Annotated in this window: 12 protein-coding genes; 5 read left to right on the forward strand and 7 right to left on the reverse strand. The window is 72.8% G+C overall.

Going from position 1 to position 14,860, the window contains the following annotated elements; genetic code table 11:
* Positions 1-19 precede the first annotated feature (19 nt).
* The 3 genes from ACIP8Z_RS08175 to ACIP8Z_RS08185 form a co-directional block, all read right to left on the reverse strand.
* Positions 20-640: a phosphatase PAP2 family protein gene (locus ACIP8Z_RS08175; protein WP_402080828.1), complete on the reverse strand. Its 621-nt coding sequence runs from the start codon at positions 638-640 to the stop codon at positions 20-22.
* A 158-nt stretch (positions 641-798) separates the two neighbouring features.
* Complete coding sequence (locus tag ACIP8Z_RS08180) at positions 799-2,007, reverse strand: alpha/beta hydrolase (protein WP_402080253.1); 1,209 nt, start codon at positions 2,005-2,007, stop codon at positions 799-801.
* 152 nt (positions 2,008-2,159) lie between these two features.
* Positions 2,160-2,987, reverse strand: a complete 828-nt coding sequence (locus ACIP8Z_RS08185; protein ID WP_402080255.1) for a S1 family peptidase — start codon at positions 2,985-2,987, stop codon at positions 2,160-2,162.
* Between the two features lie 206 nt (positions 2,988-3,193).
* Here ACIP8Z_RS08185 and ACIP8Z_RS08190 point away from each other — a divergent pair, with 206 nt between their 5' ends.
* From ACIP8Z_RS08190 to ACIP8Z_RS08200, 3 genes are all read left to right on the forward strand, one after another.
* Positions 3,194-4,621 (forward strand): erythromycin esterase family protein, encoded by a 1,428-nt coding sequence (locus ACIP8Z_RS08190; RefSeq protein ID WP_402080258.1) that lies wholly within the window; start codon positions 3,194-3,196, stop codon positions 4,619-4,621.
* A 69-nt stretch (positions 4,622-4,690) separates the two neighbouring features.
* Positions 4,691-6,082 carry a M1 family metallopeptidase gene (locus ACIP8Z_RS08195; protein WP_402080260.1) on the forward strand — a complete coding sequence of 464 codons (1,392 nt, stop codon included), beginning with the start codon at positions 4,691-4,693 and terminating at the stop codon, positions 6,080-6,082.
* Positions 6,083-6,113: 31 nt separating this feature from the next.
* The gene (locus ACIP8Z_RS08200; protein WP_402080262.1) at positions 6,114-6,662 is read left to right on the forward strand and encodes a GNAT family N-acetyltransferase; all 549 of its coding nucleotides are present in this window, start codon (positions 6,114-6,116) and stop codon (positions 6,660-6,662) included.
* Here ACIP8Z_RS08200 and ACIP8Z_RS08205 read toward each other — a convergent pair.
* On the reverse strand, positions 6,613-7,779 hold the full coding sequence (locus ACIP8Z_RS08205; protein WP_402080264.1) for a GlxA family transcriptional regulator: 1,167 nt from the start codon (positions 7,777-7,779) through the stop codon (positions 6,613-6,615). The two genes, ACIP8Z_RS08200 and ACIP8Z_RS08205, sit on opposite strands and share 50 nt — an antisense overlap.
* A gap of 161 nt (positions 7,780-7,940) precedes the next feature.
* On the opposite strand from ACIP8Z_RS08205, the gene ACIP8Z_RS08210 reads away from it, so the two are divergent.
* Positions 7,941-8,780 (forward strand): dienelactone hydrolase family protein, encoded by an 840-nt coding sequence (locus tag ACIP8Z_RS08210; RefSeq protein ID WP_402080266.1) that lies wholly within the window; start codon positions 7,941-7,943, stop codon positions 8,778-8,780.
* Between the two features lie 79 nt (positions 8,781-8,859).
* On the opposite strand, the gene ACIP8Z_RS08215 is transcribed toward ACIP8Z_RS08210, so the two are convergent.
* The 3 genes from ACIP8Z_RS08215 to ACIP8Z_RS08225 all read right to left on the reverse strand — a co-directional run bounded on the left by ACIP8Z_RS08215 (position 8,860) and on the right by ACIP8Z_RS08225 (position 14,070).
* Positions 8,860-10,125, reverse strand: a complete 1,266-nt coding sequence (locus ACIP8Z_RS08215; RefSeq protein WP_402080269.1) for an MFS transporter — start codon at positions 10,123-10,125, stop codon at positions 8,860-8,862.
* Positions 10,122-11,516, reverse strand: coding sequence for a glycoside hydrolase family 1 protein (locus ACIP8Z_RS08220; protein ID WP_402080271.1), 1,395 nt, complete (start codon positions 11,514-11,516; stop codon positions 10,122-10,124). The genes ACIP8Z_RS08215 and ACIP8Z_RS08220 overlap by 4 nt, the downstream gene beginning before the upstream one ends.
* 214 nt (positions 11,517-11,730) lie before the next feature.
* Complete coding sequence (locus ACIP8Z_RS08225; RefSeq protein ID WP_402080274.1) at positions 11,731-14,070, reverse strand: LPXTG cell wall anchor domain-containing protein; 2,340 nt, start codon at positions 14,068-14,070, stop codon at positions 11,731-11,733.
* 201 nt (positions 14,071-14,271) lie between these two features.
* Between ACIP8Z_RS08225 and ACIP8Z_RS08230 the strand changes: the two genes are divergently transcribed.
* Positions 14,272-14,853 carry a hypothetical protein gene (locus ACIP8Z_RS08230; protein WP_402080277.1) on the forward strand — a complete coding sequence of 194 codons (582 nt, stop codon included), beginning with the start codon at positions 14,272-14,274 and terminating at the stop codon, positions 14,851-14,853.
* Positions 14,854-14,860 lie beyond the last annotated feature (7 nt).

Consider the following 14,860-nt stretch of genomic DNA (forward strand, 5'->3'; position numbering starts at 1 on the left):
CGCGTGGGGTGACGTCACGTCAGCGGGCCTTCCGGCGCACGGAGTCGGCCACCCGGTCGACCAGCCACGCGGTCGCCGGGATCACCGCGAGCGCGGTGAACCAGCCGCCGAGGGCGTCGGTCGGGTAGTGGGCGCCCAGGACGACCTGTGCCCAGCCCATGGCGGCGCCGGCGACGAGCGCCACGAGCAGCACGAGTGACGTTCCGGCCGTCCTGCCGAGGCCGGAACGGCCGGTCGCGAGCAGCGTCACGACGAGTGCGAGCGCGGTGAGGAAGGCGGTGTGCCCGCTCGGGTACGAGAGGTTCTCGTCGCCGTGGATGGTGCGTCCCACCAGGTGCTTGAGCAGCCTCGTCGTCACCACGGCGAGGCCGACGCCGGCGACGACGAGCACCGCCGCGCGAGGACGCCGCAGCAGCAGGCAGCCCGTGACGACGGCCGCGACCAGCGCCGCCGCGCCCACCGGCTCGCCCAGGAAGTCCGTGGCCAGGGCGATGTGCCGGGCCCGCGGCCCCACCCCCTCGACCGCGGTCAGGATCCGCGCGTCCACGCTGCCGGGTCGGCCGGCGTCGGCGTACAGGACCCCGAGCACCACGACCAGCAGGGCGGCGACGGCCGCCGTCAGCCCGAGCCGTCCGCGCATCGGCGCGGGCAGCACCGCGGGCGTGGTCCGGTCCCCTTCGGCCAGGCGTTCCAAGGCGAGCCCCCCGTCGTGTCCGACCGTCGTCGCCGGGCCGGCCTCCAGCGACCCTATACCGCCGGTGGGGCCGGTTTTGGGCCGATTCCTCTCCTCACCCGGGCTCAGAACCGCCTGTCGTCGCCGAGGTACCGCCGGAAGAAGGCCTCGGCGTAGGCCGCGCCGACCCGGCGCTGGGCGGCTTCGGTCAGCTGGGGCGTGTAGGCGGTGCCACCGGGTTCGGTGCACTGGCCGGGCCGGTCGGGGTCGTGTCCCGCGTCGTCGCGGGCGGCGACCTCTCCGCTCTCCGGCGACCACTCGGTGTTGAAGTAGTTGTGGTTCGCACCGGGTATCGCGATCCGGCGGAAGCCGGCGGTGCTCCGGGCGGTGGCGTCGGCGGCGAAGGAGAAGGCCTCCCGGCCGACCTGACCGTCACAGGTCCCGCGGAGCACGGCCATGGGGGTCTTCGTGATCTCGTACGCGGTCATGTCCTCGGTCATGACGTTGTAGGCGGGGGCCAGTGCGAGGACGGCCCTGACCTTGACTCCGGTGGGCCACTGGTCCTTGTGGCGTTCGGCCGCCTGCCAGGTCACGCCCGCGCCGCCACGGGAGTGGCCCATGGTGCCGACCTTGTTCAGGTCGACGTGGTGCCGGAAGTCGACGTGGTGCGGTGCGCCCGTCGCCGCGTCGCGGAACGCGCCCGCGAGACCGCCACGGCCCGAGGCGCTGAGCTGCTGCCACAGGGCCAGGTGTCTGTTGATCAGGTCGGCCCGGGCGGAGGCGTTCTCGTCTCCCCACACCGACGCGGCGTTGATGCCGTTGGCGCGGATGGACACCACGACGAAGCCGCGGCGGGCCAGTCGCTCGCCGAGGTGGTCGTAGCCCCGGTCGTTGGCGATCGGGCGGATGCCGGGGGCGCAGGGCCAGCTGAACAGCTTCACGCTCGCGGCGGCGAACGCCTCCCAGTCCTGGGCGCGTTCGGCGGCGGAGCGGGCCTCCTCGGCCGCCCGGTCCGCGCAGGTCTCGTGCCAGCCGTGCAGCTGGACGACGAGGGGCCGCGGCGCGGACCCGAGATCCGTCGGGTAGTGGACGGTCCCGGCGATCTCGACCGGCTCCCCGGTTCCCGGCAGCCGGTACGCCTGGTCGCCCAGGTCGTAGGTGACGGCGGTGACGTCGCGCGGGCCCTGGGCGGCGGCGGGGGTGACGGCGGTGGCGGGGCTTCCCGTCAGGGCCTGCGGTACGAGGAGGGCCGCCGTGGCGGCGGTGAGGGCGCAGGCGCGCGGCAGGCGGCGGGCGGCCGTGGGTGCGGGTGTCGGTGTGTCGGCGTGCTTCAAGAGTCGGTCTCCATGAGCCGTGGGCGGTGAACGGTGTGCCGTGCGCGTGGGGCGCCGGGAGCGGCTCCCGGCGCCCCACGCGTGGCGTCATCTCGACAGACGTCCGGCCGGCCCCGGGGTTGCGCCGCGTCCCGGGGAATCCGCGAGCGGGATCAGGAGGCGTGCCCGGGGGTCTTCCTGATCGTCTTCCGGATCCAGTCCGCGTACGCGGGCACATGGGTGTAGAGACCCGGCCCGGCCGAGCAGGCGACCCCCGGGGCGCCGGGACCCGAGGTGGCCCCGACGAGCTCCCACCGCCCGTGCCTGCCCTTCTGGAGCTGCGGCCCGCCGGAGTCCCCGAAGCACGCCATGGCCCCCGGCACCTGGCTGATCGTGCACAACCGGGTCCGGTCCGCGTAGCCGGGGGCGCACTCGCCGACGGCACCCGTGCGCGTCCTCAGCTCCTGCAGCCGCTCCGCGAACTTCAGTTCGGTGTCGACGGTGGTGCCGAATCCCAGGATCCGGGTCGGGGTCCCGGGCCGTCCGGCCCGCTCCGCGATCCTGACGGGCTGCTCGGAGACCGGGCGGTCGAGCCGGACCAGCGCGATGTCGTTCGTGTTGGCGGCCCTACCGTCCCCACTCACGAAGCCGGGGTGGATGACAGTCCGCTCGATGGGCCTGACGGTTCCCCCCGACTTCCGCGCCTCGCTGCCGATCCGGACGATGCCGTCGAGGACCAGGCCGTCACCGGTCACGCAGTGGGCGGCCGTCAGCACCCACTGGGGGTCGATCAGCGAGGCGCCGCAGTTTCCGTCGTACAACCCGTGCTTCGGGGCCGACTCGGGGATCGTCGCCATGAACGGATAGCGCTCCGTGGCATCGTTCCCGTTGACGATCGCTCCGGCGCTGCCGGCCATCAGGGTGGCGCAGGTCGCGACGGCGAGCGCGCCGACGGCCGTGGTGCGCGCCGCGCGGCGGCCGGCCGACTTCAAGCTGAACACAGGGGGTTCCCTTCCTCGTACATCCTGGTGTGCCCGACCCACCCTGCTCGGTCCGGGATGCGCCGGACCATCCGGTCAGCGGGCGCGAACACGGTGGGGCTGCCCCCCGGGGAAAGCCGGTGGGGCACCCCAGCGCGTTCCGCGCACCGGCACACGAAGATCACTTCATCGGCTCGGGGAGCCGTCGCACGCAAGGAGTGATCGGAATGCACAGGTACACGAAGACGACCGGCCGACGAGGGTTCCTCGCGCTCACGGGAGCACTCGCCGCCGCGGCAGTGACCACTCCCGCGTCCGCCGCGGCACCGGCCGTGCGGGCGTCGTCGATCCCACACGCCGGGTCCGCCGCCTCGGCCGTGCCCGCCGGCTCGGGCTCGGCGCACCAGGAGACCGGCCTCATACGGTCCCTGGAACGGGTCGCTCACCCGCTGCGTTCCACGGAGCCCGGTGGCCGGACCGGGGACCTGCGGGCGCTGAGCGCCATGGTCGGCGGCGCGAGGGTGGTGGGCCTCGGCGAGGCCACGCACGGTTCGCACGAGTTCTTCGCGATGAAGGAACGCGTCTTCCGGCACCTCGTCGACGAGCACGGCTTCACCACCTTCGCCCTGGAGATGAGCTGGTCGGCAGGGCTCAGGATCGACGAGTACCTCCAGGGCGGCCCGGGCGACCCACGGCGGATCGCGGCGGAGACGCTGGCCGGATCCCCTTGGGAGCGCGAGGAGTTCGTCAGCCTCATCGGCTGGATGCGTGAGCACAACCGCCGCCGCCCCGGCCACCGCGTCCACTTCATGGGGGACGACCTGGGGGCTCCACAGCTCGGCGACCACATCTTCGAACGCGTACTGTCGTCCGTCGGCGGGACCCGGCCGGAGGTCCTGCCCCGGCTGACCGAGTTGTACGCCGGACTGCGCCCCTTCGACGACATCTTCGGCTACCTGCGCATACCGGTCGCGGAACGCGAGGCGAACGCCGTGCGGGCCCAGGAGGCACTCGATCTGGTCGCCGAGCACCCGGCGGCCGGCGACGACCGTGCGTGGACGGTGCAGCACGCCCGCAACATCGCGCAGACCTTCGCCTTCGCCGCCGTCGACCTCGCCGATCCGGCCTCGGTCACCACCGCGGAGCGCCTGCGCGACCAGGCCATGGCGGACAACGTCCTGTGGTGGCAGCGCCAGACCGGCCACAGGATGCTCCTGTCCGCCCACAACGGCCACGTCGGATACCTCTCGACCCACCCCGACATGTACCCGCGGACGCAGGGCTCCGTCCTGCGCGACCGTCTGGGCGGCGGCTACGTCTCGATCGGCTTCGCCTTCGCCGGCGGCTCCTTCCTCACCAAGGACGCGGCCCTGGGCGGGGACTGGAAGCCGGTCACCGTGCCGGCGGCGCGCCCCGGGATGAACGAGCACCTCCTGGACCGCGTCGCACACCGGGACTTCTATCTGGATCTGCGGACCGCGCCCGCCGAGGCGCGTGCCTGGTTCGACCGTGCCCGGCCGGTCTACGACGCAGGCTCGACCTTCACCGCCGATCCCCTGCCCACCCTCGCCCTCGGCCGAGCCTACGACGTGCTCATCCACCTCCATCGGGTCCGCGCGGCCGACGAGCTCCTCCGCGGGACGTCCGCCGCGTAGCGCGGCGCCGTCGCGGCTTCGCCCCGGAACACCTCCGTCCGGGCGTACTCACCTTCTAGCGTGCTTGTCATGACCTCGCTCCGGTTCTGGCGGGCGCCGACGCTCGCCCTCGCAGCCGTCCTGCTGCTCGTCCCGCAGTCGGCCGTGGCGCAGGCCCCGGCGGACTCCACGGCCCCGGTGCGGGTGGCGACGCCGGACCGCCCCTCGTACGACGTGGCGCTGCGCGCCGACGACGACGGCTCGCGCTGGACCGGCCGCCAGACGGTCTCCTTCCGTAACGCCGCCCGCACTCCGCTGCGTTCGGTCGACGTACGGCTGTGGGGCAACGGCACCGACGGCTGCGGGACCCCGGGCGGTCCGTCCCCGGTCCGGGTGAGCGGGGTCGTCGGCGGCACACCGCGGCCGCTCACCGTGGGCTGCACCGCGTTGCGGATCGATCTGCCGGCGCCCCTGCCGTACGGGGCGCGCGCGAGCGTGTCCTTCGACGTCGCGATCACCGTCCCGGACCGCGTCCACCGCTTCGGCAAGGACGGCGCGTACCGCTATCTCGGCAACGCGCTGCCGCTGCTGTCCGTGCGCGACGCACAGGGCCGGCACCTCGACCCTGACGTCGGCTTCGGCGAGAGCTTCCACACCCTGACCGGTGACTTCCGCGTCTCCCTCGACCACCCGAGCGCGCTCGTCGTCCCCGCGACGGGCACCACCACCCGGCGCGCGGGCGCGCCCGGCCGCACGGTCACGACCAGCGTCGCGCGCGGGGTACGGGACTTCGCGTGGGCGGCGGGTCCCTTCGCGTCGAGGACGGTGACCACGCCCGGCGGGGTCCGGCTGAACGCGTACTGGACCGCCACCACGTCCCCCGAGGGCGTCGCCACCGATCTGCGGGACGCCGTCGGCTCGGTCGACGAGTTCGGCGAGCGCTTCGGCCGCTATCCGTACGGCGAGCTGGACCTCGTCATGAGCGACAACCTCGACGACTTCGGCAGCATGGAGTTTCCGGGCCTCGTCCTGCTGTGGACCGAACCGGAGGGGTCCGCCGTCGTCCACGAGATCGCCCACCAGTGGTTCTACGGCATCGTCGGCAACGACCAGTTCGCCGCGCCGTGGCTGGACGAGTCCTTCGCCCAGTACGCGAACGAGCTCTACTACCGCCTCGACACCACCACCTGCTGGGACGAGCAGGGCATGTGGCCCAGCGACACGGCCGCCCTCACTCGGTCCATGGCCTACTACGCGGACGGGCGCCGTTCGGAGTACGTCCGTGTGGTCTACCGGCGCGGCTCCTGCGCCCTGCACGACCTGGAGCGCGTCCTGGGCGGCCCGGCGATGGCGGCCATGCTGCGCGGCTACGTACGGGACCACTGGCTGGGCGTCGCCACCACCGCGGACTTCACGCGCGCGGCCCAGGCGGCGACCCCGAAGGACCTCGGCCCGTTCTGGACGGAGCACAGGATCCACTGACCGCCCGGGGGCCGGGGATACCGTTGGCCCCATGTTCACCACTCCGTCACGGGTCGCACTGCACCCGCTCACCCTCTCCGACCAGGACGAGTTCTGCTCGCTCGTGCGCGCCAGCGCCGAGTTGCACGGGCCCTGGATGCAACTTCCCTCCACCGCGGAGGATTTCCGCACCTGGATGCGCCGTTTCGACGACGGCACCAGCCGGGGCCTGCTGATCCGCGTCAAGGAGACCGGCGCGGCCGCCGGCATGGTCAACATCAATTCGATCATCCGGGGCCGCTACCAGGGCGCGTCCCTCGGCTATGCGGCCTTCGCCCCGTCCGCGGGGCGCGGTTACATGACCGAGGGGCTCACCGCCACCCTGGAGTACGCCTTCACGGAGCTGCGGCTGCACCGTCTGGAGGCCAACATCCAGCCGGGGAACAAGTCCTCCCTGGCCGTCGTCCAGCGGCTGGGCTTCCGCTACGAGGGCCTCTCCCCCGCCTACCTCTACATCGACGGGGGCTGGCGCGACCACGAACGCTGGGCCATCACCGCACCGACCCCCTGGACGCCCGATCCGTCCCTTCCCGAGGTCTGAGGTCCGAGGTCTGAGGTCCGAGGGCCGCGTCGGACGGTGCGGTACGGCGGAACGCGGCCCGGTAGGCGCTCGGGCGGTGGCCGGTGTGGCGGGCGAAGAGCGCGGCGAAGGTGCCCGGGTCCTGGTAGCCGACGGCCGCGGCGACGGCGGCGACCGTGCGGTCGGTGGCCTCCAGGAGGTGGCGGGCGCGCCGCACCCGGGAGACCTGCAGATGCGCCAGCGGGCTGTGTCCGGTCTCCTCGGCGAAGCGGCGCAGCAGGGTGCGGGTGCTGACCCGGAAGGCGTCCGCGAGCGCGGCCAGGTCGTACCGCTCGGCAAGGTTCTGGTCCAGCCGCCTCATGACCCGCTGGGAGAACTCGCCGCCCGTCTGCGGGAGGAGCCGCGGGTCGACGTACGGGGTCTGGGAGCTCCGAGCGTCGTCGACGAGCGCGACCCGCGCCGTGGTCCGGGCCACCCGGGCGCCGCTGTGCCGGCGGATCAGGTCCAGCGCGAAGTCGTACATGGCGCTGAACGCGGCCGTGGTCGTGACGCCCCTGTCGGTGACGACCAGGTGCTCGGGCCGGATGTCGGCCTCCGGGCAGCGCCCGGCCAGTTCACCGGCGTACAGCCAGGACGTGGTGGCCCGGCGCCCGTCGAGCAGCCCGGCGGCGGCGAGCAGGAACGCGCCGACGCAGAGCGAGACGACGGCGGTGCCGGCGGCGGCCCGCGCCCGGATCGCCGCGACCTCGGGGGCCAGCGCGGCGAGGTGTGCGTCGAGGTCCGTGGCCGCGGCCAGCTCGAAACCGGGGACGACGAGGACGTCGACCTCCCGCAGCGGACGCACGTCCAGGCTCACGCCGCCCGAGGCGGTGACCCGGCGTCGGGGCGAGACGATCGACACCTGGTAACCGGGCGCCTCCGGTCCGGCGACGTGCGCGGCCATCGTCAACAGGTCGGGGACTCCGAAGACTTCGGACGCGAAGCAGCCCGGGTAGGCGAGGACACCGACGCGCAGCGCACCGGAGCCGGGGGCGGAGGCAGGACTGGTGCCGGTCTCAGGGCCGGGGCCAGGGCTCGCGCCGCTGCCAGGGCCGGGACCGCCACTCTCCTCCGCCGCCCGCCGCGTCGTCTCCGCCATCGTTCCCGTACCCCCGCCCGCTCGGTCAGCGTCCGCTCCGTCCGTGTCGCACCCGGCGCCACTCCCCGCGTCACGCCCAGCGGCCCGCGTGGCGAGATTACCCCCGCCCTTGGCGATCCCGCCCCTCAACCGACCGGCGGACGACGGGACACGCTGTGTCCATGACCGACGCAGACACCGGGACCGACGATCCGATCGCCGACTTCACCCGCCGGAGCGTGGCCGTGGAGGGGGTGGCGAAGACGGTGTACGTGGCCGGCGCCGGGCCCGCCGTCGTCGTGCTGCCCGAGATGCCGGGCATCAGCCCCGACGTCCTGCGGCTCGCCCGCTGGGTGCGGGACGCCGGCTTCACCGTCCATGTGCCCTCCCTCTTCGGGACGGACGGCGCCTTCCCCACGGTCGAGGGCGGCCGGGAGGTCGTCCGCCGTGCCTGCGTCAGCGCGGAGTTCCGCGCGTTCGCCGGCGGCGGCACCAGCCCGGTGACGCTGTGGCTGCGCGGCCTCGCGCGCCAGGCCCACGACGCGTGCGGCGGGCCCGGGGTGGGTGCGATCGGCCTCTGCTTCACCGGCAACTTCGCCCTCACCATGGCCCTGGAACCGGCGGTCGTCGCCCCCGTGGTCAACCACCCGTCGCTGCCGCTCGACGACCCCGGCGGACTCGAACTCGACGCGGCCGACGCCCACGCGGTGCGTGACCGGCTCGCCCGCGACGGACTCAGCGTCCTCGCCTACCGCTTCGAGGGCGACCGCTGGTGCACGGGGCAGCGCTTCGCCGCCTATCGCGCGCTCCTCGGCGACACGTTCGACGGTCGCGTCCTCCCGGACACCGCCGCGAACCCGGCCCCGCCGCCCTTCTTCGCCGACCTGGTCGGCACCCCGCACAGCGTCGTGACCGCCCATCTCGTCGACGAGGCGGGCCACCCCACGGTGCGGGCGCGCGACGAGATCCTCGCCTTCCTCACCGCCCGCCTGTATCCGGCCGGCCCGCGTCGTACGCGATGATCCGGAGTTCCCGATCGTGACACCGTGACCCCTGGGAGGAGGCCAGGACGGCGCCCCCGCCCTGGCGGCGCGCCGTCGGCTACGGGACCGAGCGAATGCGGCGTACCAGGACCGATCCCGCGAGGGCCAGCGCGCCCGCGAGGGCGTACAGGGCCGTGTAGCCGCCGAAGTGGGTGACGACCGGGGCGGCGATCACGGGCGCGAGGACCTGCGGCAGCGCGTTGGCGATGTTGATGACGCCCAGGTCCTTGCCCCGGTCCTCCGCCGTCGGCAGCACGTCCGTGAGCAGGGCGAAGTCCACGGCGGTGTACACGCCGAAGCCGAGGCCGAGCACGAGCGAGGCGACGACGGCGCCCGTCCAGGTCTGCCAGACGGCGAGCAGCAGGGTGGCCGCGGCGATGACGAGACCGGACCGGATCACGTACGACTTCCGCCGGCCGCTGCGGTCCGAGCGGATGCCGCTGATCACCACCGTGGAGAGCAGGGTGAGCGCGTTGAGCGCCGTGAGGATCAGGACGCCGTTGTCCGCGTCGCCGCCGTAGCGCACGGCGTCGGTCAGGTAGTAGAGCAGGTACATCGTGCTGATGGAGTACGAGAGGTTCATCAGGAACCGGGTGAGCCAGGCCCACCCGAAGTCGGGATGGCGGCGCGGGTCGATCCAGAAGCCGCCGAGGAACGTGCGCCACCGGAAGGCCGGGCGGGCGGCCGGGGAGAGCGGGGTGTCGCGTCGCATCACGACGTACGGAACGGCCGCGAGCACCGTGAAGACCGCGCAGGCCAGATAGCCGCCGGCCACCCCGCCCGCGACCGTGGCGAGGGCAGTGCCCACCAGGATGCCGACGACCTGGGAGACGCCGAGCCAGCCGCCGACCAGACCGCGCTGCCGCGGCGGCACCTGGTCGGGGACGGCCGCGGTGAGCGCGGCGAAGGCCGCGTTGAGGGCGAGCTGGACGAGGCACCAGCCGGCGATCACGGTCGCGACGCTCTGCGCCGCGGCGAGGACGAGCAGTCCGGCCGCGCCGCCCGCCACTCCGCCGACCACCCAGGGGATGCGCCGTCCCACGGACGCCGTCGTCCGGTCGGAGAGCGCGCCGAAGACGGGGTTGGCGAGCATCGACACCGCGGCTCCGACTCCCGTCACGAGGGCGAGGGTGGACGCCTTGTGGTCGGGGGTGAGGTGCTCGGCCTGGCGGGCCAGGAGCAGTTGGAGCGGGCCGAACCAGCCGACCCAGACCCCGAGGTTGGCGAGGGAGAGCGCGCCCACCCACCGCCCCCCGGCCGGGGCGCGGGTCTCGGAGGCCGGGTCGGCGGCGGTTCCCTCCGCCGCCGTCCCGTCGGCGGTCATCTGCCGCTCTTGATCAGGTCGCGGTACCAGGCGAACGACGCCTTGGGCGTCCGTGCCAGCGTCTCGTAGTCGACGTGGACGAGCCCGAAGCGCTGCCGGTACCCCTCCGCCCACTCGAAGTTGTCGAGGATCGACCAGATGAAGTAGCCGCGGACGTCTGCCCCCTCGGCCATCGCCTCGTGCAGGGCGCGGACGTGGCCGTCGTGGTACGCGATCCGGCGGGCGTCGTCGACGCGGCCCGTCCCGGGGTCCGGGCCGTCATCGTACGAGCAGCCGTTCTCGGTGATGCAGAGGGGCGGCAGCCGGTCGCCGTAGCGCTCGCGCATGAGGGCGAGCAGTTCGCGCAGTCCGTCCGGGACCACGGGCCAGCCGAAGTCGGTGAGTTCGCGTCCGTCGATCTGCCGGACGGCGAAGGGGAGGTCCGGCGGAATCTCGATGCCGCCGAAGGAGGACCCGGCGGAGGCCGTCTCGGCGGCGGAGGCAGCGGCCGGCCGCGGGGCGCCGACGAGCATCGGGTTGTAGTAGTTGATCCCGTACCAGTCGAGGGGTTCCGAGATCGTCCTGAGGTCCTCCGCGACCGGGCCGGGCAGGAGCGAGCCGAGGCCCGCCGGGTAGGCGCCGGTCAGGATGGGGTCGGCGAAGAGGCGGTTCGTGAGGGTGTCGTACAGCTCGGCGGCCGCCCGGTCTTCGTCGCTGTCGCCGGCGGTCCAGACGGGGCTGTGGGAGGCGGCGATGCCGATCTCGCGGGCGCCCGCGGCGCGCAGGGCCTGTACGCCGAGGCCGTGAGCCAGGAGCTGGTGGTGGGCGGCGGGCAGGGCGTCGAAGACCAGACGCCTGCCGGGGGCGTGCTCGCCGAGGCCGTAACCGAGGAGGGTGACCTCGGCGGGTTCGTTGATGGTGATCCACCGGGGTACGCGGTCGGCGAGCCGTTCCGCGACCACGGAGGCGTACGCGGCGAACCGCTCGGCGGTGTCACGGCTGAGCCAGCCGCCCTCCTTCTCCAGGGCGAGCGGGGTGTCCCAGTGGAAGAGCGTCGGCACCGGGGCGATCCCCGAGGCGCACAGCTCGTCGACGAGCCGGTCGTAGAAGTCCAGCCCCTTGTCGTTCACGCGGCCGTGCCCTTCGGGCAGGACGCGGGACCAGGAGACCGAGAACCGGTAGGCACCGACGCCGAGTTCGGCCATCAGCGCGACGTCCTCGCGGTAGCGCCGGTAGTGGTCGGTGGCCACGTCCGCGCGCGATCCGTCCTTGACGCGTCCCTCTTCTCCGGTGAAGGCGTCCCAGCTGGAGGGGCCGCGGCCGTCGGCCGTGAGCGAGCCCTCGATCTGGAAGGCGGAGGCGGAGACTCCCCAGAGGAAACCGGCCGGGAACTCGGGTACGGGCGCTGTCATGAGGACTCGCTTCGATCGGCGGCGTGCGGGTTTGCTCACGGCACTTTCGGGTCCCCGGGTCCACCCTGTCAATGGAAAGTGAACAATTCTCAGGTTTTACGGACGCGGGACACCGACGGGTCCTTCCGTCACGCGCGGACGAGCCCTCCCGCACTCGCGAACGGGCCCTTCCCGCATGCGGGAAGGGCCCGTCTCCGTACGGGTGCGGTACCGGTCAGCTCCCGGTGTGCGCCCGGCGGCGGCGCCACAGGACGAGCGCGCCGCCCGCGCCGATCGCGACGGCCGCGAGGCCGACGATCAGGCCGACGGGAGTGCTGCTGCCGGTGTCGGCGAGGCCGCCGTCAGGGTCCTTCGGACCGGGCGGGGTGGTGGCCCCGGGCGACCCGCTCGCCGTGGGTCCCGGATCCGTCGGGGTCGGCGTCGGCTTGCCCGTACCCGTCGGGGACGGCGTCGCGGTCGGACTCGCCGTACCGGTCGGAGTGGGGGTGGGGCTGGGCGTACCGGTATCGGACTGTCCGGCGCTGTTGCCGCCGAACATCAGATAGCCCTGCTTGTTGGGGTCGTCGGCGATCGTGTCGACCGCGTAGCCCACCGTTCGGGGCTTGTAGCGCTGCTCGGCGCGGAAGCGCACCGGGTTCATGTTGCTCTTGGGCTGCTTGGAGAAGTCGACGCCGCCCACGGTGTAGACGTAGACCTCCTCGCCGTTGGACCACTTGTACTTGAACGTGCCCTCGGTGAAGGCCTTGTAGTAGCGGTCCCAGACCTGCTTGCCGGTCCAGTTCTGGTGCGGGGCGCGCAGCGGCCAGCGGCTCACGTCGTTGCTGTTGATGATGCGGCGGTACTCGGCGGGCATGTCGGCGGCGTTCTGGCGCACCCACTCGGCGGCCACCCGGGCCGTGTAGACGCGGCGCAGGTCGGCGTAGTAGTCGCCGTTGTTGACCTTCTCAGCGACGAGGGGGGTGATGTAGCGGTCGAGCACCCGGTCGGACTGCTGCGTCTCCGCCTCGGTGAGGTCGCAGCCCTTCCCGCCGGGCGGCTGCGTGGTGGTCTCCTGCGGGACCGTGGACAGCTTGAGCGGGGTGTCGAGGATGTGGATGCCGCCGTCCTGCTCGCGCACGACCGCGGTCTCCGGCTCGATCCAGTAGCGGAAGCCGGCCCAGCAGGGGAAGCCGTTGCGCTGGGGCAGGGCGTTCATGAAGTCGCGGCCCGCCTGCGTCTCCGGGTCCATGGCCTTGAAGATGTCGTGCTTCAGCTCCAGGTCGGCCTCCAGGAGGACCCGGCCCGCGTCGGTCTTGCCGAAGCCCGCGTCGATGATGCGGTTCGGCTCGTCCGGGTTGAGGTTCACCCAGAACGTGGACGGATCGAGGGCGAGCCAGGTGAAGAAGGCGTCGGAGATCAGGTTGCCCTTCTCCTGGCCGCCCCAGCCGGCCGCGTACTCGTCCTCGACCGACTTGGCGGAGAACGCGTAGTCCAGGCCCTTGCCGCCCTTGCCCTTGCCGATGTAGCGCAGGTCGAGGGTGGTGAAGTCGATGCCCCCGAGGCCGCGGTTCATCAGGGCGCGTTCGCCGGTCCTGCCGAGCCGGTCGAGCTGGTCCTTGAGGGTCTGCGGGTTGGGCGGGGACTGGTTGATCACCTGGTTGCCGGAGCCGCGGGAGCCGGTGGAGGCGCCGTTGCCGGGCGACATGGTCGTGCTGTTCGCGCGGTACGGGCCGTTCTCGGTGCCCTTGGGCGGCACGCCCTTGTGGTGGGACTGGTAGTCGTAGGTACGGACCCGGTCGCGGCCGAGCGCGTCCTTGCCCGCGGTGTCCTTGAGCTCCTTCATGAAGTTCTTGGCGTCGCGGGTCTGGTTCTCGGCGAAGACGTAGGTGTACTTGTACGAGCGCCAGCCCTGGTGCTTGGCCCAGGCCCGGTCCGCGGGCTTCTCGCGGCCGTCGGGGCTACCGTTGGACTTGACCTCGACGATCTCCCGGCTGCGCTTGTTGTAGGCGTCGAGCCGGCGCACATGGCGCTCGCCGGTGTCGGGGTCGACGAAGTTGAACTCCTTCTCGCAGATCCAGTCCGGGCCCGTCAGGCCCATCTCGCGCACGACCTTGGCCATGAAGGCCTTGCCGCGGGCGTCGTAGCCCTGGTTCGGGATGTAGACCTTCGAGAGGTAGTCGCCGAAGGACGTCCACCGCCGCTGCGCGTTGAAGCGGGCGTAGATGCGCCTCGGGTCGCTGTGGTCGTACTTCTTGTAGTCGGTGCCCGCCGCGTCGAGCTCGGCCTGCGTGGGGTTGAGGCCGTCGAACTGGAGACCGGGGTTGGTGTAGTCGTACGTGTCCCAACGGTCCACCGCGCGAGAGGCGTCGCCCTGGGGCAGACCGCCCGTGGGCACGTTCCTCACCCCGTACAGCTCGTCGCAGCGCTTGCCCGGCTTCAGCTTCGGCGGCGCCGGCGCGGCCTCGGCGACGCCGCCGACGGGCTGGCCGGTGATCGTGATGACGGTGGCACAGGCGAGTGCTAGCAGGCTGTTCCTGAGCGCACGCCAGCGGCGCGTTATTCGTGCTGGCTTCACAGTGCTTCCCCCGGGAGCCCCACGGGTCGATTCAGGTCTGTGTGGCGCCAGGGCCCCCGATGCTCATGTCGGCGCCGCACAAGCGGTCCGATACTAGGGGTTTGCTTTGCCGCCGCAATGCGGTTTCGGCGGCGTGGCATGTGTTAACTCCGTGCAGATTCCAGATTCTTGCCGTCACATGGAGGACTAGGCTTAGCTGCTGTGAGCGATGAAATCTGGGAGTACGAGGATGCCGGGGCCGACGGGGACGGCGGAGCCGACGACGAGCACGAAGTCGCCGAGCGCATCGACCGGGCGCACGCCGACAACCCCCGTCTGAGCGCGTGGCTGGACGAGCAGCGGGAGGGCTTCGCCGACTGGGGCCGCCGCCACGGCGGCGGCTGGGACTTCGGCGAGCGCTCCCTCGACCGCGTGGAGGCCCTCGTCCGTGAGCACGTCACCTCCGTCGACGACCTGTTCGCCCACGAGCACACGTCCTTGGTCCAGGTCGCCTGCTGGTACGTCGGCGAGGTCCACAACCGCACCCGCGGCACCCAGTGGCGCCTGGACCCCGACCCCGCCGACAGCCACCCCTGGTCCCGACGCCCCTACGTCATCGTGCCGTTCGCCCGGCTGGACGAGTTCCGGGACCCCGAGGGCATCGACTACGACGCCCGTCCGCTGCACCATCCCCTGAGCAGCTTCCTCGCCCTCCTCCGGGAGGGCCCCACGGCCGGCCCGGCCTCGCTGCGCGCCGAACTGGACGACTACGAGCCCGGCGCCGGCAGCGGCGACGAGGAGTAGCCCCGTA

This window comes from Streptomyces sp. NPDC088553, assembly GCF_044752965.1.
Lineage (GTDB): Bacteria > Actinomycetota > Actinomycetes > Streptomycetales > Streptomycetaceae > Streptomyces.